This window comes from Boseongicola aestuarii (genome assembly GCF_900184815.1).
GTDB classification, from domain to species: domain Bacteria; phylum Pseudomonadota; class Alphaproteobacteria; order Rhodobacterales; family Rhodobacteraceae; genus Boseongicola; species Boseongicola aestuarii.
Window position 1 is genome coordinate 1 of sequence record NZ_FXXQ01000011.1, and the last position, 18,651, is coordinate 18,651.

At 58.7% G+C, this 18,651-nt stretch carries 15 protein-coding genes and 1 tRNA gene; 7 read left to right on the plus strand and 9 right to left on the minus strand.

The genetic code is table 11. The features are described from left to right. Window positions 1-13 precede the first annotated feature (13 nt). The gene (locus BOA8489_RS21110) at window positions 14-124 is read left to right on the plus strand and encodes an integrase core domain-containing protein (protein ID WP_370807277.1); all 111 of its coding nucleotides are present in this window, start codon (window positions 14-16) and stop codon (window positions 122-124) included. A gap of 372 nt (window positions 125-496) precedes the next feature. Here BOA8489_RS21110 and BOA8489_RS14865 read toward each other — a convergent pair whose 3' ends face one another. Then, window positions 497-1,075: a hypothetical protein gene (locus tag BOA8489_RS14865; protein ID WP_245813885.1), complete on the minus strand. Its 579-nt coding sequence runs from the start codon at window positions 1,073-1,075 to the stop codon at window positions 497-499. A 156-nt stretch (window positions 1,076-1,231) separates the two neighbouring features. Between BOA8489_RS14865 and BOA8489_RS14870 the strand changes: the two genes are divergently transcribed. Continuing rightward, on the plus strand, window positions 1,232-1,606 hold the full coding sequence (locus BOA8489_RS14870) for a c-type cytochrome domain-containing protein (protein WP_176440324.1): 375 nt from the start codon (window positions 1,232-1,234) through the stop codon (window positions 1,604-1,606). 133 nt (window positions 1,607-1,739) lie between these two features. Here BOA8489_RS14870 and BOA8489_RS14875 read toward each other — a convergent pair whose 3' ends face one another. Next, entirely contained in the window at window positions 1,740-3,035 is a 1,296-nt protein-coding gene (locus BOA8489_RS14875) for a tyrosine-type recombinase/integrase (RefSeq protein WP_093975099.1), read from the minus strand. 174 nt (window positions 3,036-3,209) lie between these two features. Then, window positions 3,210-3,296: transfer RNA gene (locus BOA8489_RS14880), tRNA-Leu, on the minus strand. A 129-nt stretch (window positions 3,297-3,425) separates the two neighbouring features. Between BOA8489_RS14880 and BOA8489_RS14885 the strand changes: the two genes are divergently transcribed. Continuing rightward, window positions 3,426-4,406, plus strand: a complete 981-nt coding sequence (locus BOA8489_RS14885) for a complex I NDUFA9 subunit family protein (RefSeq protein ID WP_093975100.1) — start codon at window positions 3,426-3,428, stop codon at window positions 4,404-4,406. Here the strand turns inward: BOA8489_RS14885 and BOA8489_RS14890 are convergent. Next, window positions 4,403-5,206: an undecaprenyl-diphosphate phosphatase gene (locus BOA8489_RS14890; RefSeq protein ID WP_093975101.1), complete on the minus strand. Its 804-nt coding sequence runs from the start codon at window positions 5,204-5,206 to the stop codon at window positions 4,403-4,405. The two genes, BOA8489_RS14885 and BOA8489_RS14890, sit on opposite strands and share 4 nt — an antisense overlap. Window positions 5,207-5,427: 221 nt before the next feature. On the opposite strand from BOA8489_RS14890, the gene BOA8489_RS14895 reads away from it, so the two are divergent. The 4 genes from BOA8489_RS14895 (at window position 5,428) to BOA8489_RS14910 (ending at window position 12,985) form a co-directional block, all read left to right on the plus strand. Next, window positions 5,428-6,861: an NAD(P)-dependent oxidoreductase gene (locus tag BOA8489_RS14895; protein WP_093975102.1), complete on the plus strand. Its 1,434-nt coding sequence runs from the start codon at window positions 5,428-5,430 to the stop codon at window positions 6,859-6,861. A 107-nt stretch (window positions 6,862-6,968) separates the two neighbouring features. Next, window positions 6,969-7,394, plus strand: a complete 426-nt coding sequence (locus BOA8489_RS14900; protein ID WP_093975103.1) for a GFA family protein — start codon at window positions 6,969-6,971, stop codon at window positions 7,392-7,394. A gap of 43 nt (window positions 7,395-7,437) precedes the next feature. Beyond that, window positions 7,438-11,973, plus strand: a complete 4,536-nt coding sequence (gene gltB / locus BOA8489_RS14905; RefSeq protein ID WP_093975104.1) for a glutamate synthase large subunit — start codon at window positions 7,438-7,440, stop codon at window positions 11,971-11,973. A gap of 82 nt (window positions 11,974-12,055) precedes the next feature. After that, entirely contained in the window at window positions 12,056-12,985 is a 930-nt protein-coding gene (locus BOA8489_RS14910) for a hypothetical protein (protein ID WP_093975105.1), read from the plus strand. A 113-nt stretch (window positions 12,986-13,098) separates the two neighbouring features. On the opposite strand, the gene BOA8489_RS14915 is transcribed toward BOA8489_RS14910, so the two are convergent. From BOA8489_RS14915 to BOA8489_RS14935, 5 genes are all read right to left on the minus strand, one after another. Continuing rightward, window positions 13,099-13,614, minus strand: coding sequence for a CarD family transcriptional regulator (locus BOA8489_RS14915; protein WP_093975106.1), 516 nt, complete (start codon window positions 13,612-13,614; stop codon window positions 13,099-13,101). Between the two features lie 275 nt (window positions 13,615-13,889). After that, window positions 13,890-14,225: a ferredoxin FdxA gene (gene fdxA / locus BOA8489_RS14920; protein WP_093975107.1), complete on the minus strand. Its 336-nt coding sequence runs from the start codon at window positions 14,223-14,225 to the stop codon at window positions 13,890-13,892. 49 nt (window positions 14,226-14,274) lie between these two features. After that, window positions 14,275-14,649, minus strand: a complete 375-nt coding sequence (locus BOA8489_RS14925) for an RNA-binding S4 domain-containing protein (protein ID WP_093975108.1) — start codon at window positions 14,647-14,649, stop codon at window positions 14,275-14,277. Window positions 14,650-14,729: 80 nt separating this feature from the next. Further along, window positions 14,730-17,651 carry a helicase-related protein gene (locus tag BOA8489_RS14930; RefSeq protein WP_093975109.1) on the minus strand — a complete coding sequence of 974 codons (2,922 nt, stop codon included), beginning with the start codon at window positions 17,649-17,651 and terminating at the stop codon, window positions 14,730-14,732. 422 nt (window positions 17,652-18,073) lie between these two features. Continuing rightward, the gene (locus tag BOA8489_RS14935) at window positions 18,074-18,631 is read right to left on the minus strand and encodes a TlpA family protein disulfide reductase (RefSeq protein ID WP_093975110.1); all 558 of its coding nucleotides are present in this window, start codon (window positions 18,629-18,631) and stop codon (window positions 18,074-18,076) included. Window positions 18,632-18,651: the final 20 nt, after the last annotated feature.

The following is an 18,651-nucleotide window of genomic DNA, read 5'->3' on the forward strand; positions in this document are numbered from 1 at the left end:
GGCACAGATCGTCATCAATCATTGGCTTAAGCAGTACAACCACACACGTCCGCACCAGGCTCTGAACATGCGACCACCAGTGCCAGAAACTCTAATCAGAAATGGCACAGAACTTGGGGGCTAGACAGTTATGCTGTCCTCATTAGGCGGCGCTATTTTTTACGCCTTAAAAACATGGCCTTTGAAGGTGTGCCCCAGAGGGGTGCTAGGCGGGGTGCTGCCCCGGGAATTTGGGTGTAAGCGGACATTCGCTGCGCAGAGCACCGAGGTCTGCTTTGCGGACGAAGCCGCCATTGGCCAGAGAGCGTTTGATGACTGTCGAGCGGGAAAAGGCGGTCGTCCACCGGCTGAAATTTCCAAGCTTACAATGGAGTCGGCGGACCAGACACAAACCGAACTCGCTTGGGCGTGCATTGGATGTGACGGGTGTCCTGATTGACTGGTGACCGAGGCGCATTGAGCGCCCCGATATCTTCATTTGTATCTTTGATGGGGTTCAGCTCTTGGCATGCTCGCAGGTTACGTTTGGGTTGAACGGCATCAAAACCCCCATAGGGTTCTCTCGGAACAGCCAAACGTGTTGGTCGTAGTGCGGCATGAAGCCATGGGCTTCATCACCCGCCGTGTTCGGATCATCTGCCATGTGATCCCACGCTCGGCCGTTGAGCATTGGCACATCACCCATTCCTGCGGCCTTCCATGCGGCCTCGAAGACAAGGTTCTCAACAGCAACGAGTTCGAGTGATCCGTCGGCCTGCGGCTCGTAGATCAAGATCGACGGCTGCGACCAGTCGGTGTAGGTCGACTCGCCATTCACACGCGGTTCAGTCCCTGTGATCTTTAGCATTGCCGGGTGAATATAGTGGATGCCCATTGCGCCAAGTTCAGCGGGTAAGCCCTCTGCTTCCGCTGAGACACAGTGGTTGTCTGGCGTGATGTAGCCTTCTGCTAGAGCCACGTTGATATCACTGTATTTCTCGACGCTCGCACGCATCGCATCAAGATCGACTTCATCAGCCAAGACCGACATTGGTGCCAAGGCAGCGAGCAGCGTCAGGATTGATGTCTTCTTCATTTTTCCCTCCAAGTTACCTGATTGGCCGAGCATCAGTCTTGAGTCGGCACAACCAGAGTACCACGAAAACGAACAATCTGCTTCGTTTGCCAGTTCAGCCGACAATTCTGCTAGGGTTGATTGAAAGTCATGGGTTGCACGCAAGGCTCTGGATATATGATTAGGAGGTCCATCATCTCAACACGTTCGACATTGATGACCGTAGCGCTTCTGGCACCGATCGCAGCGTATGCTGAAGATGCGGTCCCTCCTGATTGGGCCGATGTGAGTGCGATTTTCAAAGAACGATGTGTAATGTGTCACTCGAAGGTCGCTGGTGCCTCCAAAGGCCTTCGGTTGGACGAATATGATGCCGTGCTTGCTGGAAGCGAGCGAGGTGCGGTTCTTGTTCCTAGGAATGCCGTAGGCAGTGAGTTGGTCCGTAGATTGCGTGGTGAGACCACTCCCCGCATGCCGTTTCTAAGTCGCCCTCTTCCAGACGATCAGATCGCTTTGATCGAAAGTTGGATTGCCGCCGGCATGCCGCACTAGAGCGAGGTTAGTTAGTCCGAAACTGCAGCTCGGCGATAGGTTCCAACTAACTGCGTGATGGGCACCCCTTTTGGGCTCCTAGCCGCCGTTCGCTGCACTTTGCACCAATGACCGCTTTGGGTCGTTGCTCACTTCACTCCACCCACACCCTCTCCAAAGCCTCCCGCATCACGTCAATCGCATAGCCTGACCCATAGTTTGCCGCCACAGTGTTGGCGCTGTGTCCCAGGATGGCCATTGAGAGGTGCTCAGGACAGCCAGAGTTGCGCAGCTTGTCCTTCATGCGGTGCCGGAGGGAGTGCATGGTAATCTTCTTGTCCGCGATGACGGTCCGCAGCCGCTTCATCAGCATGGCTGAGGCACTGTCGTTGCCACGAGGTTTGGCGTAGGCGGGGAAGATGGGGTCGGTATCGGAGAGCCCAACCTGATGCTCTCTGAGGCACTCTGCAGCTCTCTGGGACAGCGGGATACTTCTGCTGGAGGTCTTAGTCTTGAGGCCTCGGCGGTCATTGGGCCGGATGTGCAGGATGGCGTTATCTAGGTCCACATCTTTGGCCTCCAGCCCTGTGATCTCCGCCAAGCGGGCCCCTGTGTCTGTCAGGAGGAGAAGCAGAGCCTTGGCAGTGTCGTTACTGGCAAAGGCAGGTCCCATGAGTGTGAGTTGTTCATCCGTAATGGGAAGCCGATCAGTGCTACTGCTTCCCGCCCCCTTGATCTTGATCGCCTGGAACACATTCCTGAAGTCCAGGTCATGTTCCAGCAGAGCGTGATTGATGGCCGCCTTCACCACACCAAGGTTCCGCTGCACAGAGTTGGGGGACATACGCGCCAGCAAGACGTCACGATAGGTGTTGGCATCAGCGCGGGTGAGGTCTTGTAGCTCTGTCCACTCATAGCGGTTCTTGCCGAGGCTCAGGATGAGGTCTTTACGGATACGGTCCAGCCGTGTGCCCAGGCCATTGTCTGCATCCTCTGCTTTATAGGCATAGTATTCATCGAGGACCCGAGAGAGCGACATGGGTGCTGCCTTGGAGGTGGCGGCTCGGATCTGCTGTGTGACACCTTTGGGCACAGCGTGCTCGACATCCTCAGCAAGGTCCTGGAAGTCGTCGTACTCTGGCCACTCAGGGTCGACAGCTCCTTCGATGAACATGGACTGGTGCCGTTCTCCCAGCCGCTCCCGCACCAACTCTCTGGCTCGTTGCTCATCTGTGGTGCGCCGTTCTCGATCAAAAAGGGCCTCAATATCCGCGTGAACCTTGGGCAAAGCACGAAGGGCATCTTGATAGGTGTTGCCCAGCTGGCGGTACACGGTGGCCTTAGAAATCACCTTCCGCAGGTCTTTGGGAACATTCCTTTTATACCGGAAAGAGCCGTTGGCCCGGCGGAACATGTAGCGTGGGAGCTTGAGCGGCATTGCCTGATCCATGCTGAGTAATCTCAGCCGCAGGATCACCCGGCGCAACCTAAATCGACCCGCCAGACCCGACAAATCTCAGACCAAACCTGACGAAAGTGGTCCTAAAAGCGGTCCCGAAAATGGTCCCACAAAACGCCAATCGCCAAGTTTTGCTTGGTTTTCTTCAAGTTATCGGGGGGTTGCTGGTGCCCAGGAGAGGACTCGAACCTCCACATCGTTGCCAATACTAGCACCTGAAGCTAGCGCGTCTACCAATTCCGCCACCTGGGCAGGTGTCGTGAGCGGGGGAAATACGCCGCGATCCCGTGCCTGTCAACGGCCAATCACACGGCGAAATGCGCCTTGTCCGTAGGACGGTGCGGCGTTACACCAAAGGACGAATTGATAAGGACCGGACGCATGTCGAAACTTGTAACAATATATGGCGGATCAGGCTTTGTGGGCCGGTATATTGCGCAGCGGATGGCGCGTCAGGGGTGGCGCGTGCGTGTTGCGGTCAGACGACCGAATGATGCGCATTTCGTAAAGCCATACGGCGTCGTCGGTCAGGTCGAGCCGGTGTTTTGCAACATTCGCGATGACGATAGCGTGCGGGCCGTTATGTCGGGCGCGGAGGCCGTGATTAACTGCGTCGGTACATTTGATGCCAAGGGAAAGAACAATTTCGACGCCGTGCAGGACGAAGGGGCCGAGCGAATCGCTCGAATTGCTGCGGAAACGGGCGTTGCGCGGATGGTGCATATCTCGGCCATTGGGGCCAAAACGGATGCGCCAAGTCGCTACGGCCAGACGAAGGGTCTAGGAGAAGACGGCGTCCTGGCGGCCATGCCAAACGCCGTTATCCTGCGGCCTTCGGTTGTCTTTGGACCCGAGGATCAGTTCTTCAATCGGTTTGCGGCCATGGCGCGGATGTCGCCGATTGTGCCGTTGTTCGGTGCGGATACGAGATTTCAGCCGGTCTATGTCGATGACGTGGCGGCGGCGGCGGAGCTGGGTGCGACCGGCAAAGCAGCGCCGGGGGTTTACGAGCTTGGTGGCCCCGAGGTCGCGACATTCCGTGCGTTGATTGAAACAATGCTGCAAGTGATCCGCCGCCGTCGCCTTGTCGTCGGTTTTCCATTCTGGCTGGGCCGGTTTCTGGCGACCGTGACCGGAGCGGTGTCCGCTTTGACGGGTGGTCTGGCACCTCAGCCCGTGACCGACGATCAACTGAAAGAGTTGACGCGCGACAATGTCGTTGGTGGGAATGCTCAAGGTTTTGAAGCACTTGGGATCACTCCAAAATCGCTTGATGCGATCCTGCCAAGCTATTTGTGGATGTTCCGCCCGTCGGGCCAGTATGCTGAACTGAAAGAAAGCGCGCGTAACCTGAAGGGTTAGGCGTAGGCGATCCATAGCAACACAAGACCGAGAATGACGCGGTAGATCACGTATGGCGTGAAGCTGATGCTGCGCAAAAGGCGCATCATCATCGCGAGGGCCGCAAGCGCCATTATGAATGCAAAAACCACTGCGATTGTGGCGTCTTTGGCGGCGGCAGCGTCCATTGTGAAGGCAACTTCTGCCCCGAGCAGGACGCCCGAAGCAAGGATCGTTGGGATCGACATGAGCATGGCGAGACGGGCGGCGTCCCCGCGCGCGTAGCCGAGGCGACGCGCGGCCGTTATGGTAATGCCCGAACGGGATGTGCCGGGGATCAGAGCGAGGGTTTGGGCCAACCCCATGGTGATTGCGTCTTTGATGCCCCAGTGTTCAGCGGTTTTTTCGGTTGGCCCCGTTTGGTCTGCCCAGTAAAGCACCAACCCGAAAATCAGGGTCATCCAGCCGACGACCATCACCGAGCGGAGCGTGTCGTCAAAACCGGTAAGCTTGAAGATGAGCCCAACGAGAATGACGGGAATCGTCGCGATGATTAGGCAAAGTGCCAGCCAGGCGTTCTGGTCGTCGATCTGACGACGGACGACTTTGGGAAGGCCAAGAAGGACACGCTTCACGTCCGTCCAGAAGTAGAGCACGACCGCGCCGAGCGTACCGACGTGAACGGCGACATCAATGACCTGACCCTGATCGTCCATTCCTGTCAGGTTGGGCAACAGAATGAGGTGCCCTGAACTGGAGACGGGCAGGAATTCGGTGATACCCTGGATTACGGCGACAAGGATAAGATGGAGTATGGGCATAGGGCTCGCTGCGGTGCGGAATTTTGCGCCACTCTAACTCACTGAGATTCGTTGAAAAGAATCCATTTAGGTCACGTACCGGACCTAAAATTACGCGACTGCGGCATAAAACCATACAATACCGTGTCGAAAAACGCTATTTAGGTCAGCACTACTGCCTTTTCTTTTTACAGAACTGCGAATATCAGGGCGTTCTGGAATTTTTGGAAGAGGTCCGGGTCATGGCCGAGAATGCGATGCTTAAGTTTGTCTCAACACCACGCGACATGCCTGAAAAGCGTGATGCCACGGTACGCCGTGAGGATTTCCATGAGATTTACGCCGAGTACGCGGACCAGAAGGCCAAAGAGCAGGCAAGCCGGTGCAGCCAGTGTGGCGTGCCCTATTGTCAGACGCATTGCCCGCTGCACAACAATATCCCGGACTGGTTGAAACTGACGGCCGAAGGGCGACTGCGCGAAGCCTATGAGTTGTCGCAGGAAACCAACGCTTTCCCCGAAATTTGTGGGCGGATTTGCCCTCAGGACCGGCTTTGCGAGGGCAATTGCGTGATTGAGCAATCCGGCCACGGCACAGTGACGATCGGGTCGGTCGAAAAATACATCACCGATACGGCATGGGAAAACGGCTGGGTGCAGCCAATTGCTCCGCGCGCCGAGCGGAGCGAGAGCGTTGGGATTATCGGCGCGGGTCCAGGCGGATTGGCAGCGGCGGATCGACTGCGCCGCGCGGGCGTGCAGGTCACGATCTATGATCGCTATGACCGCGCCGGCGGCTTGCTAACCTACGGTATTCCGGGCTTCAAGCTGGAGAAGGACGTCGTGATGCGGCGCAACGAGCAGCTTGAAAAGGGCGGCGTTGAATTCGTGCTGAACTGCAATGTCGGCGAGGACATCACTTTTGACGAATTGCAGGCCAAACACGACGCAATCCTCATTGCTACAGGCGTTTACAAGTCCCGCGAGCTGGACGCGCCGGGTGTTGGAGCGGAAGGAATTGTGCGGGCGATCGACTATCTGACGGCCTCGAACCGCAAGTCCTTTGGCGATGAAGTGCCGGAATTTGACGCAGGCTTGCTGGATGCGGAAGACAAGCGCGTCGTCGTGATCGGCGGCGGCGACACGGCAATGGACTGTGTTCGCACGGCGATCCGTCAGGGCGCGGAAAGCGTGAAATGCCTCTATCGCCGCGACAAGGCGAACATGCCAGGCTCGCAGCGCGAGGTGCAGAACGCGGAAGAAGAAGGTGTGGAATTCGTCTGGCTATCGGCGCCCAAAGGGTTCACTGGCGATGAGGTCGAGGGCGTGATGGTGCAGAAGATGCGCCTTGGCGCGCCGGATGCGACGGGCCGTCAGGTGCCGGAGCTGATCGAAGGGTCGGATTACGTCGAAGGCGCAGATCTGGTGATCAAGGCGCTGGGGTTCGAGCCCGAGGACCTGCCGAAACTGTGGGGCGTAGATGGTCTTGAAGTGACGCGCTGGGGCACGATCAAGGCCGACTACAAAACGCACGTAACCAACATTCCAGGTGTCTATGCGGCGGGCGACATTGTGCGTGGCGCGTCATTGGTTGTCTGGGCGATCCGCGATGGTCGCGAAGCCGCAGACGCGATTTTGGATCAGTTCAGCGGGGCGGCTCAGGTGGCCGCAGAGTGACGTCGGTACAACGTCGGTATGACGTCGGTGCGCCCGTTCGCAGGGTTAGGGATTTGGAAACCACATGGGACAGCATCGCTGACCGTTCGGGTTAAAGGGAAGTGAAGATGGCTCGGAAGACCGGACAGTGTCTGTGTGGCGCGGTGACGTTCACCGCTGTCGTCGGCGATGCTATCCAGGCTTGCCATTGCGTCCAGTGTCAGCGCTGGACCGGCGGCGGTCCCTACTTTGCCGTCGAGGTCGAGGCACTTGAATTGTCGGGTGGAGACGTGCTGCGCGAATATCACGCAAGCACCTGGGGCGAGCGCGTGGTTTGCGGCACCTGTGGGTCGACCGTTTACTGGAAGATGCAAGGCAAGGCCCCGCGCACGATTGCGGCGGGTCTTTTGGACGATCAGTCCGGCCTGCGCGTGACAGAAGAGATTTTCGTCGATTACCGGCCGGGGTGGCTGCCGCCTTTTGAAGGTGCGGCACAATCCACTGAAGCGCAGGAAATGGCGAAACTGGAAGAATTTCTGGCCGGTCAAACTTGATGAGACAGGCCGCAAGACACCTCCAAATTGCAGGAGATTTGACATGACGACATATGATGCAAACTGGGCCGCCGCCGAAGAAGAGCGTCGCAGGTGGATGAGCGAGCATTCTCTGTTTCGCGCGGACGACGAACATGCGTCGTGCGGCGTGGGCCTTGTGGTTGCGATCGACGGCAAGCGGTCACGCAAGGTCGTTCAGAACGGTATCGATGCGCTGAAAGCTGTCTGGCACCGGGGTGCGGTCGATGCCGACGGCAAGACTGGCGACGGTGCGGGCATTCACGTGCAGATCCCTTATGCGTTTTTCGGCGACATGATCGAACGCACCGGCCATGCGCCGCGCGAAGGTGAGATGCTGGCCGTGGGTCAGGTGTTCCTGCCCCGCACGAATTTCGGCGCGCAGGAAACCTGCCGGACGATCATCGAAACCGAAATTCTGCGGATGGGCTATTACATTTATGGCTGGCGTCACGTGCCGGTGAAGATCGATGTGCTGGGTGAGAAAGCCAACGCGACGCGGCCCGAGATCGAGCAGATCCTGATTTCCAACTCGAAGGGCGTGGATGAGGAGACGTTCGAGCGCGAGCTTTACGTGATCCGTCGTCGGGTTGAGAAAGCGGCGGCGGCGGCGCAGGTACCGACTTTGTATCTGGCATCGCTGTCGTGCCGGTCGATCATCTACAAGGGCATGATGCTGGCGCAGGATGTGGCCGAGTTTTATCCCGACCTGAAAGACGAACGTTTCGAGAGTGCCTTTGCGATCTATCACCAGCGGTACTCGACGAACACCTTCCCTCAGTGGTGGCTGGCGCAGCCGTTCCGCATGTTGGCGCACAACGGCGAGATCAACACTCTGAAGGGCAACGTGAACTGGATGAAGTCTCACGAGATCCGCATGGCGTCGAGCGCGTTCGGCGATATGGCCGAGGACATCAAGCCGATCATTCCGCAAGGTTCGAGCGACTCGGCAGCGTTGGATTCAGTGTTTGAGGTGTTGGTGCGCGCGGGGCGGACTGCGCCGATGGCCAAGACGATGCTGGTGCCGGAAAGCTGGTCGAAGCAGGCGGTGGAACTGCCGCAGTCGTGGATCGACATGTATTCCTATTGCAACGCGGTGATGGAACCGTGGGACGGGCCTGCCGCCTTGGCGATGACGGACGGGCGCTGGGTTTGTGCAGGACTGGATCGCAACGGATTGCGCCCGATGCGGTATACGGTGACAGGTGATGGTCTGCTGATTGCGGGGTCCGAGACAGGGATGGTGCCTACGAACGAAGGCACGGTCGTCGAGAAGGGCGCGCTTGGTCCCGGACAGATGATCGCCGTCGATATGGCGACCGGCAAGCTGTTCCACGACACTGAAATGAAGGAGGTTCTGGCCGAAGCGGCGCCATTCAGCGAGTGGATTTCCAAGGTTGCCGAGATGGACGAGGTTCTGGCCAGTGTGACGGAGAAGCCCGTGTTCACGGGCAACGAGTTGCGGCGGCGTCAGGTGGCTGCAGGTTATTCGATCGAGGAGCTGGAGCAAATTCTTGCGCCGATGGCGGAGGATGGCAAAGAGACGCTGGCCTCGATGGGTGATGACACGCCGTCCGCAGTCTTGTCCAAGATGTACCGGCCGTTGAGCCATTACTTCCGGCAGAACTTTAGCCAGGTGACGAACCCGCCAATCGACAGCTTGCGGGAATTCCGGGTGATGAGTCTGAAGACCCGTTTCGGGAACCTGAAGAACGTGCTGGATCAGGACAGCAGTCAGACCGAAATCATCGTGCTGGACAGCCCTTTCCTTGGGAATGCGCAGTTTGACCGCCTGAAAGAAGCGTTTGACGATGGCATGGTCGAGATCGACTGCACCTTCCCTTCTGGTGGCTCGCAAGGCGCGCTTCAAGCCGCTCTGGAGCGTATTCGCGCCGAAGCCGAGGACGCGGTGCGTTCGGGGGCCGGGCATCTGGTTCTGACGGATCAGGCATCGGGCGATGGCAAAGTCGCGACGCCGATGATCCTTGCGACCAGCGCGGTGCATTCGTGGCTGACCCGCAAGGGTCTTCGCACCTTCTGTTCGCTGAACGTGCGATCTGCTGAGTGCATTGACCCGCATTACTTCGCGGTGCTGATCGGCTGCGGTGCGACTACGGTAAACGCGTATCTGGCCGAAGACAGTATTGCGGATCGGATCGAACGCGGGCTGATCGACGGCACATTGACCGAGGCCGTGGCGCGGTATCGTGCCGCGATCGATGCGGGTCTTTTGAAGATCATGTCAAAGATGGGCATTTCGGTCGTCTCGTCCTATCGCGGTGGTCTGAACTTCGAGGCTGTTGGCCTCAGCCGTGCTTTGGTCGCCGAGTATTTCCCCGGCATGCACTCGCGCATCTCGGGCATTGGTATCGGCGGTTTGCAAAAGAAGGCCGAAGCGGTTCATGCCAAGGGCTTCGCGGGTGACTCTGTCTTGCCAATCGGCGGCTTTTACAAAGCCCGTCGGACGGGCGAAACGCACGCTTGGGAAGCAACGTCGATGCATCTGTTGCAGGCGGCCTGTACCAAAGCGTCCTACGCGATGTGGCAGCAATACTTGGCCAAGATGAAGTCGAACCCACCGATCCATTTGCGCGACCTGCTGGACATCAAGCCGATGGCCAAGCCCGTGCCGATCGAAGAGGTCGAAAGCATCACGTCGATACGCAAGCGGTTCGTGACGCCCGGCATGTCACTTGGGGCGCTCAGCCCTGAGGCGCACAAGACGCTGAACGTCGCGATGAACCGCATAGGTGCGAAATCCGACAGCGGTGAAGGCGGCGAAGATCCGGCGCACTTTGTGCCAGAGCCGAACGGCGACAACCCGTCTGCGAAGATCAAGCAAGTGGCCTCGGGGCGTTTTGGCGTCACGGCGGAATATCTGAACCAGTGCGAAGAGCTTGAGATCAAGGTTGCTCAGGGCGCCAAGCCAGGTGAGGGTGGTCAGCTTCCGGGGATGAAGGTCACCGAATTGATCGCGCGTCTTCGGCACTCTACGCCTGGCGTGACGCTGATCTCGCCACCGCCACACCACGACATCTATTCTATCGAGGATCTGGCGCAGCTGATCTATGACCTGAAGCAGATCAACCCGCGTGCCAAGGTGACCGTGAAGCTGGTCGCGGCATCGGGGGTCGGCACGATTGCCGCTGGTGTTGCCAAGGCAAAGGCGGATGTGATCCTGATTTCCGGCCACAACGGCGGCACGGGTGCCTCGCCCGCGACATCGATCAAATACGCGGGTTTGCCGTGGGAAATGGGCCTGACAGAAGCGCATCAGGTTCTTTCGATGAACAACCTTCGCAGCCGCGTGACATTGCGGACCGACGGTGGTTTGCGCACGGGCCGTGACATCGTCATGGCAGCCATGATGGGGGCCGAGGAATTCGGTATCGGCACCGCCGCGCTAATCGCGATGGGTTGTATCATGGTTCGTCAGTGCCAATCGAACACGTGCCCTGTCGGCGTCTGTACGCAGGACGAGGAGTTGCGCAAGAAGTTCACCGGCGACGCGGACAAGGTGGTGAATCTCATTACCTTCTACGCACAGGAAGTCCGCGAGATTCTGGCGTCGATCGGCGCGCGATCTCTGGCGGATGTGATTGGCCGGGCGGATCTCTTGTCTCAGGTCAGCCGAGGTGCGGCGCATCTCGATGATCTCGACCTGAACCCGCTTCTGATCACGGTCGATGGCGCGGAACAGGTTGACTATGCCACGGCGAAAGAACGCAACCCCGTCGACGACACACTGGACGCCGAGATCGTGCGCGACGCGGCTCGGTTCCTGGATGACGGCGAGAAAATGCAGCTTGGGTATTCTGTACGCAACACGCACCGGACTATTGGCACACGCACGTCCAGTCACATCGTCAAGCGGTTCGGTATGCGGAATTCTCTGCAACCCGACCACCTGTCGATCCGTCTGGCGGGCTCTGCCGGTCAGTCGCTTGGGGCTTTTGCGGCACCAGGCCTAAGGATCGAAGTGTCGGGCGATGCGAATGATTATGTCGGAAAGGGTCTGTCGGGCGGCACTTTGGTCGTGCGGCCACCGAAGATCTCACCTCTGGTAGCGGCGGACAACGTCATCATCGGCAACACGGTGCTTTATGGTGCGACGGACGGCTATCTCTTTGCCGCCGGACGAGCGGGCGAGCGTTTCGCAGTGCGAAATTCGGGCGCGAAAGTTGTGGTCGAGGGCGTCGGCTCGAACGGGTGCGAGTATATGACCGGCGGAGTTGCTGTCATCATCGGCAGCATCGGTCCGAATTTCGGCGCAGGGATGACCGGCGGCATGGCCTATCTTTATGATCCTGACCGGACCGCGCTTTCCATGATGAACCTTGAGACGATTGTCACCGTTCCGGTGAACGAAGGCGTCTATGAAGACGAACTGAAAGGCTTGATCCAACGCCATCATCAGGAGAGCGGCAGCGCACGCGCCGCCGAGATCCTGCAACACTGGGACGAGGAAAAGCTGCACTTCCACCAGATTTGCCCGAAAGAGATGCTGAATAAGCTGAAGGTGCCGCTTCGGGGTCTCGATATGGCGGTTCCGGCGGAATAATCGTTCAAGCGTCAAAGAAAGCATGCGCGGGCCCTCGGGTCCGCGCATTTTGATTCAATTTGTCGGTTTTTTGGGATAGCCCATGGCGGTCATGCCCGTTCAACGAGTCATATTCGCGCATCTGGCGGGCCACCAAAGCTCGGGCGCCAAGATCATGCGCTGCGACCAGTTGGCGGCAATGGCTTCCGAGCATCTGGACATGCGGCGCTGGTCATTCGAAGTGCTGGCGATGCCACGCGACGGACAGCTGCGCAAACAGAGGCTGATGACAGATCACGTCCGTGGCGCAGTTGTCATCTTCCTGAAACGCGCGTGGAAGGTGCTTTCCCCGGACCATCTGATGCATTGGCGCGAAGCCGCAAAGGCGCTGGCGATCGATTATGTCGACGCACGCACCACGCCTCAACCCGGCGTCGAAATCGACGTGCATATCGCGGCCTCCGGCACGCTCGAGCGCTATCTCAAAGCCCAATTCAACGGCGCGCGGGTGATGCGGCTGGACCATCATGCTGATCCAGGTCTGAGACGCGGCCCCCCCGGGCAGTCCTTCCGGCTCGCCTATTTCGGACGTGAAAGTAACAGGACGCTTCCCGCGTCATTGCAGCACAAAGTCGACACTCCTGAATACAACGGTCTTGCACTCCCAAGCGACATCCAAACGGCGATGATGCAATCGAACATGCACTACGCCGTGCGCGACATGGAAAACGCGGACTACCGAACGTCGTTCAAACCCTTCACCAAAGGCTTCAACGCCGCCGCCGTGGGCGCTCACATCCTGGTTAATCGCCAGGTGGATGACTCGATCGACTGGCTCGGAGCCGACTACCCTTTCCTGATCGACGATTGCAGTGTTGAAACCATTGCAACAGCCATCGACGCGGCGGAGAGCCTGTTCGGGACACAACACTGGACCGATGCGCTCGCACCGATCGAGGCCCTAAGGCAGACCGTGCACCCCGAAAAGATAACCCATCAGCTTGAACAGATCCTGGAATCGATCGCGCCGTAACACGTTCTTTTTGGCAAAAATATCCAAACCGCGGCCCCGAAGGGGGCGCAAAACAAGAAAATCGGCGGAACCTTTCGATTCCGCCGACCTTTGAATACGTTTTCGCGCCTTAGTTACGCGGCAGCCGCGCGGCTGACCAAAACGTCGTCAACCTGCTTTTGTGCCTCTAACTCGTCCGAGCCGCCAACAGCTGCGATCTCGCGAGTCAGACGTTCCAAAGCGGCTTCATAAAGCTGACGCTCTGAATAGCTTTGCTCGCGCTGGTCGTCGGCACGGTGCAGATCGCGAACGACCTCAGCAATCGCAATCAGATCACCCGAGTTGATTTTCTGTTCGTATTCCTGCGCGCGACGCGACCACATGGCCTTCTTGACGCGGGCCTTGCCCTTTAGGGTGGTCATCGCCTTGGCCACGACGTCAGGCGACGACAGCGTGCGCATCCCGACATCAGCCGCCTTGTTCGTTGGAACGCGGAGAGTCATTTTGTCCTTCTCGAACGAAATCACGAACAGCTCAAGCGTCAGCCCGGCGATGTCCTGCTCTTCGATCGAGATGATCTGCCCGACCCCATGCGCCGGGTAGACGACGAAATCGTTCGGACGGAATTCCATTTTCTTAGGCTTGGTCATGCAGATTTTTTCCTTATCAGCCCCAAAAGTTACGGCGACAGAAGCACGTCGGGAACACACACATCCTCCCGTCGTTCTGACCCTGTCGATGTCGGTATTTCAGATACAGCTCTTGTCCAGAGCTGCGAAAACCCGCGCTATGTAGAGAGTATATAGCATAAAATTAGGCTTTTTCCAAGGCACATGCGAAAACCCATATACGCCGTTGCGTCACAGCGGTTTTGGACGCCGAATCCGCACAGGCGGACGACCGAATCACCCTTGTCAAAGCTAGCTTAACCGCCCTCGCCCGGGTTCTCCGAGAACAATTCCATCTTACCGGGCTTGCCGTCCATTTCGTCGGCTGCCGGCAGCGGGTCTTTCTTGGTGATGATCACCGGCCAAAGCTCGGAATACTTCCGATTGAATTCGACCCACTTTTCCATGTCGGGTTCGGTATCCGGGCGGATCGCGTCCGCGGGGCACTCAGGCTCGCACACACCGCAGTCAATGCATTCGTCGGGATGGATCACAAGCATGTTTTCGCCCTCGTAGAAGCAATCCACGGGGCAGACTTCGACACAGTCGGTGTATTTGCAGGCGATGCAGCTGTCGTTGACAATATAGGTCATGAATTGGTCTCTTGAAACGAGTTAGGACTGCCTAGCCCAGCAGGAAACCTCATTCAAGCGGGCCGGTTCGGTAAAGACGCTCATTGCGACGATCTTTCCCGCTTGGGCGGCCTTTGCCCTCGAAACGCGGATTCTGCTGGCCTGGCTCTTCGGGCGGCGTGAGGTCGGTGTAAAGCGTTTGCGCTTCTGGCGCCGAGCCGCGTCGGGTTGACAGAGCTACTATGCGGATGATGCGCACACGCTTTGCTTGCGGGAAGGTCAGTGTAAGGCCCGGACGAATGGCGTGACTGGGCTTGGACACGCGGTCTCCGTCGATGCGCACATGCCCTGCCGAAACGAGTTTCGTCGCAAGGCCGCGTGTCTTGAAGAACCGGGCGTGCCAGAGCCATTTGTCGAGGCGTTGAGTCGGTGCGGGGTCACTCATGGAGCGGCGGATGGCGGGCGCTGCCCCCCGGCCCCCCCCGGGATATTTCTGAACAAAAGAAGGATTGGAGCCTCACGGCCTCAGTTGTCTTTCTTCGTGAGCCCCATGAGCGCTGCGGCAAAGGGGTTGTCAGGATCGATGGCTTTTTCCTTGCGCGGTGGTCGTGCTTCGAATCTCCGGGGGCCGTCTGCGCCCGGTTTGCCGCGCGGCTTGCCTTTGCCTTTTGGTTTGCTACCCTGTTTGCCTTGTGGGCGTCCGCCTGAGCGCTGTTGATGGCGACCACGGTTTCCGGCCCAGACGAAGGTGTAGAAGACTTCCACGCGGTCCGCGTCAATTGCCGCGTCGGCGCTGGTGCCCACGGGAACTTCGGTATCTGCGGTTTCCGGTGGAGGCGCGCCTTCGACCTCGGCTTCTTCTCTTGTATCGGCCGATTGCTGTGTCTCGTCGATCGGCGCGCGACCTTCGTCAATCAGGTTTTCGGTACCTTCGGGGATGGACGCGTCCTGAGGCGTGGCAGGCGTTTCGGTGACCGTGCCGAGGGCATCGTCGTGTCTGTCCATCACGGGCGTGTCGGCTGCGTCGTCAGGTGCGGCCGCTTCTGGAACGACGGCATCAACGGGAGCCGGCTTTTCGCGTTCGCCGCGCGTGGCGGTATAGCCGAGGCCCGCCATGAGGTTGGCGAATTGCTCCAGCGTCATGCCGGTGATCGAGAGCATGTCGGGGTTGGCCTCAAAGCCGCCCCGGCTGTCTTCTTTACGCAGCATGTCGGCGAGGCGCTCCAGCATATCGATGCGGATCGAGCGGTCGCCCGCCTGTTTGTAGCCCGCCTTCAGCGCATGTTCGGCGGGTGTGCCGGCGGCTGTCGGGATCGTTACGAGGCCCGGGGGCGGGCTTTCGGGGAATTCGTCGAGGTTCTTCGAGAGCGCCCAGAGGACCAGCCGCAAGCGGGTCGGGGCCGGTTTCAACAGGAGCGGCATGAAGATAGTGAACTGACCGAAACGCACACCGTGTTTGCGCAGGACTGAGCGCGCATCCTGATCGAGGGCTTTTACATCGTCGGCCACATCGCGACGATCAACCACGCCGAAGTTCTCGACCATGCGAAAGCCGAAACCGCGCGCCAGACCCGTGAGCGTTTCATCGCGCTGAATATTCATCAGCGGCTCAAAAAGGGCGGCGATCTTGCGGTCGATGAAGTGTTGCAGGCGGCGTTGGACTTTTTCGGCGACGTCTGTGCCGGCTTCGTCGTCGACAAAGGCCTGCGCGCGCGGTTTCAAAGCGTCATCGCCGGCGACAAGTTTGCCGACAGCGTGCTCGCCCCACATGAGGCCACCTTGTTCGGTGAAGTCAATTTCAGTGTCCGGCGCGTTATAGAAACGGTCGGCGCGCAGGTGAAACTCGGGTTGCAGCGCCTGAATGGCGGCGGCGCGCACAGTTTTGGCTTCGTCTCCGGTCGCAGAAGCGTCCTGATGGAAGCGGAACCCTTCGATACGGCCGATGAACTGATCCTCGACTGTGACTTCACCTTTATCGTTAACTTTGGCCACCAGGCCCTCCTTCTGTTTCAACCGGCGAAGCAAGACGGATGTCCGCCGGTCGACAAATCTTTGTGTGAGCGCCGTGTGAAGCGCATCTGACAGGCGGTCTTCTACAGCGCGCGTGGCCTCGCGCCAATGACTTTCGTCACGGCACCATCCGCTGCGCTGTGCGACATAGGTCCATGTGCGGATATAAGCGAGGCGTTTTGACAGGGCGTCGATGTCGCCGTCGGTGCGGTCGATACGGTTGATTTTCCCGGTGAGCCATTCTTCCGAAACTTCGCCGTGTTCGTGCAGGAACCCGTAGATGGTTTCCAGCAAATGCGCATGCTCCTGGTGGCTGATACCGCGGAAGTCGGGGATGCGGCAGACGTCCCAGAGCAGTTTGACCGATGGCCCGTCACTGGCGCGGGCGCGGACTTCGGCGACTTCGGCGAGGGACTTCAGGGCCATGAGGTCGTCGGCTTCGCGGGCGCGGACCAGCCAGTCATCGCTGGCTGCCTGTTCCAGAGAAGCGATAAGACGGTCGATCGTGCCGAATTCCAACCTGGAATTGCGCCATTGCAGTTTCTTCATTGGCGTGAAGCTGTGGGACGTGATCGCCGCGACGACGTCGTCTTGCAGAGGCGGTGCCTCTCCGGTGACGCCGAAAGTTCCGGGGGTCATGTAGCGCCCTGCGCGGCCTGCGATCTGAGCAAGCTCGTTGGGTTGAAGCTGGCGCATGCGGCGGCCGTCGAATTTTCTCAGGCCCGAGAAGGCGACGTGCGTGATGTCCAGGTTCAGGCCCATGCCGATCGCGTCGGTGGCGACGAGGTAATCCACGTCTCCGTTCTGGTACATCTCGACCTGTGCATTACGCGTGCGTGGACTGAGAGCGCCCATAACGACGGCCGCGCCACCTTTCTGGCGGCGCAGAAGTTCGGCGATGGCATATACGTTATCGACGGAAAACCCAACGATGGCAGCGCGGGCGGGCATACGGCTGATCTTCTTCGAGCCAGTGTAAGTGAGATCGGAGAACCTTTCGCGTCGAGTGAATTGCGCTTTCGGCTCGAGCGCCACAATGGCGCCACGCATTGTGTCTGATCCCATGAACAGGGTCTCATGCTGGCCGCGAGCGCGCAAAAGCCGATCGGTGAAGACATGACCGCGTTCGGGGTCGGCACAAAGCTGGATTTCGTCGACGGCGAGAAAATCGACGCCCATACCCTCGGGCATCGCTTCAACCGTGCAGACCCAGTATTGCGTGCGCTCGGGGACGATGCGTTCCTCACCCGTCACCAGTGCCACAACAGACGGGCCACGCAGTGCAACGATGCGGTCATAGACCTCGCGAGCCAAAAGGCGGAGCGGCAGGCCGATAACGCCCGTGCGATGCGCAAGCATACGCTCGATCGCATAGTGCGTCTTGCCGGTGTTGGTGGGGCCGAGGACCGCGACAATGCGGCCTTGGGATTGAGACATAAGAAAGATTCTCGGGAAATTCGGGTTTGGAGGGTTAAAGCTGATCAATCCCCTTGGGGCAAGCGCGTCTGTTTACCAATCACAAACAATAAAGTTTACTAAACGTTAACCAAGTCCAATTTGGGCCCGATTCGTAGGCTAAGGTGCAAGGGTAGTAAGCATATTGTTGTGTAACCAGTTGAGTGAATTGCCTTATGACATGTGGATTCCGGCACTGTAAGGGAAAGCATGAATGTCTTTTGAAAGACACATCGCCCTGCCCCGAATATGAATGTTCTCAAACCTTGATGGAAGTTGGCCGCACGCGCAGTCGGATGACGTCTTATTCCCGAAAAGGGTTTGTTGACGTGGACGCGCTTGTTGGCGTCGATGCAGGCGTGATGGCCCGCAAACAGTCCCGCCAAACCGTCTTTTAGCACCTGTTAGCCGTCAGTAGCCGGCAGGATTGCTTCCAGAACTGCGTATGCGCTTTCGCTGTTCCACTCGGCGTCACCGCGCATACGTGCGATCTCGCGGCCTTCGGGATCAAGGATCAGGGTGATCGGAAGGCCCAGAACACCCATGTCGCGGGCTAGGCTTGAGCGTGGGTCAAGGTACTTCGGCAGGTTATTAACGCCGATCTCCTCAAAGAAACGGTCAATCGCGACCTGGAGGTTGCGGCCCGTGGCGATTGTCACGACTTCAAACGTATCGCCGCCGAGATTTGTCTGAAGTTCCGACAGCATCGGCATTTCCTTGCGGCACGGCGCGCACCAGGTCGCCCAGAAGTTGACCAGCACATATTTGCCCTCAAAATCAGCCAGCGTGTATTCGCCACCGGACGGATCGGTGAAGCTGTTGGTCGACACCGGCGTCGGGTCGGAGAAGATCAGTTTCTTCATCGTGCCTTCACGGGCCGCTTCTGCCGCCGCAATATCCGCGTGAGCGGTGTTTGCACCAAGGACAAGGGCCGTGTACAGGACGGCAGAGAGTAAACGCATGGGTCCCTCCGAAGGACAAT

Bases quoted from the DNA above. Each gene is read 5' to 3' on its own strand.
- BOA8489_RS14915 (WP_093975106.1), bottom strand. From the start codon at position 13,614: ATGACCAAGCCTAAGAAAATGGAATTCCGTCCGAACGATTTCGTCGTC.
- BOA8489_RS14930 (WP_093975109.1), bottom strand. From the start codon at position 17,651: ATGTCTCAATCCCAAGGCCGCATTGTCGCGGTCCTCGGCCCCACCAAC.
- BOA8489_RS14870 (WP_176440324.1), top strand. From the start codon at position 1,232: ATGATTAGGAGGTCCATCATCTCAACACGTTCGACATTGATGACCGTA.
- BOA8489_RS14885 (WP_093975100.1), top strand. From the start codon at position 3,426: ATGTCGAAACTTGTAACAATATATGGCGGATCAGGCTTTGTGGGCCGG.
- BOA8489_RS14865 (WP_245813885.1), bottom strand. From the start codon at position 1,075: ATGAAGAAGACATCAATCCTGACGCTGCTCGCTGCCTTGGCACCAATG.
- fdxA (WP_093975107.1), bottom strand. From the start codon at position 14,225: ATGACCTATATTGTCAACGACAGCTGCATCGCCTGCAAATACACCGAC.
- BOA8489_RS14935 (WP_093975110.1), bottom strand. From the start codon at position 18,631: ATGCGTTTACTCTCTGCCGTCCTGTACACGGCCCTTGTCCTTGGTGCA.
- BOA8489_RS14900 (WP_093975103.1), top strand. From the start codon at position 6,969: ATGGCTCGGAAGACCGGACAGTGTCTGTGTGGCGCGGTGACGTTCACC.
- gltB (WP_093975104.1), top strand. From the start codon at position 7,438: ATGACGACATATGATGCAAACTGGGCCGCCGCCGAAGAAGAGCGTCGC.
- BOA8489_RS14910 (WP_093975105.1), top strand. From the start codon at position 12,056: ATGGCGGTCATGCCCGTTCAACGAGTCATATTCGCGCATCTGGCGGGC.
- BOA8489_RS14875 (WP_093975099.1), bottom strand. From the start codon at position 3,035: ATGGATCAGGCAATGCCGCTCAAGCTCCCACGCTACATGTTCCGCCGG.
- BOA8489_RS14925 (WP_093975108.1), bottom strand. From the start codon at position 14,649: ATGAGTGACCCCGCACCGACTCAACGCCTCGACAAATGGCTCTGGCAC.
- BOA8489_RS14890 (WP_093975101.1), bottom strand. From the start codon at position 5,206: ATGCCCATACTCCATCTTATCCTTGTCGCCGTAATCCAGGGTATCACC.
- BOA8489_RS14895 (WP_093975102.1), top strand. From the start codon at position 5,428: ATGGCCGAGAATGCGATGCTTAAGTTTGTCTCAACACCACGCGACATG.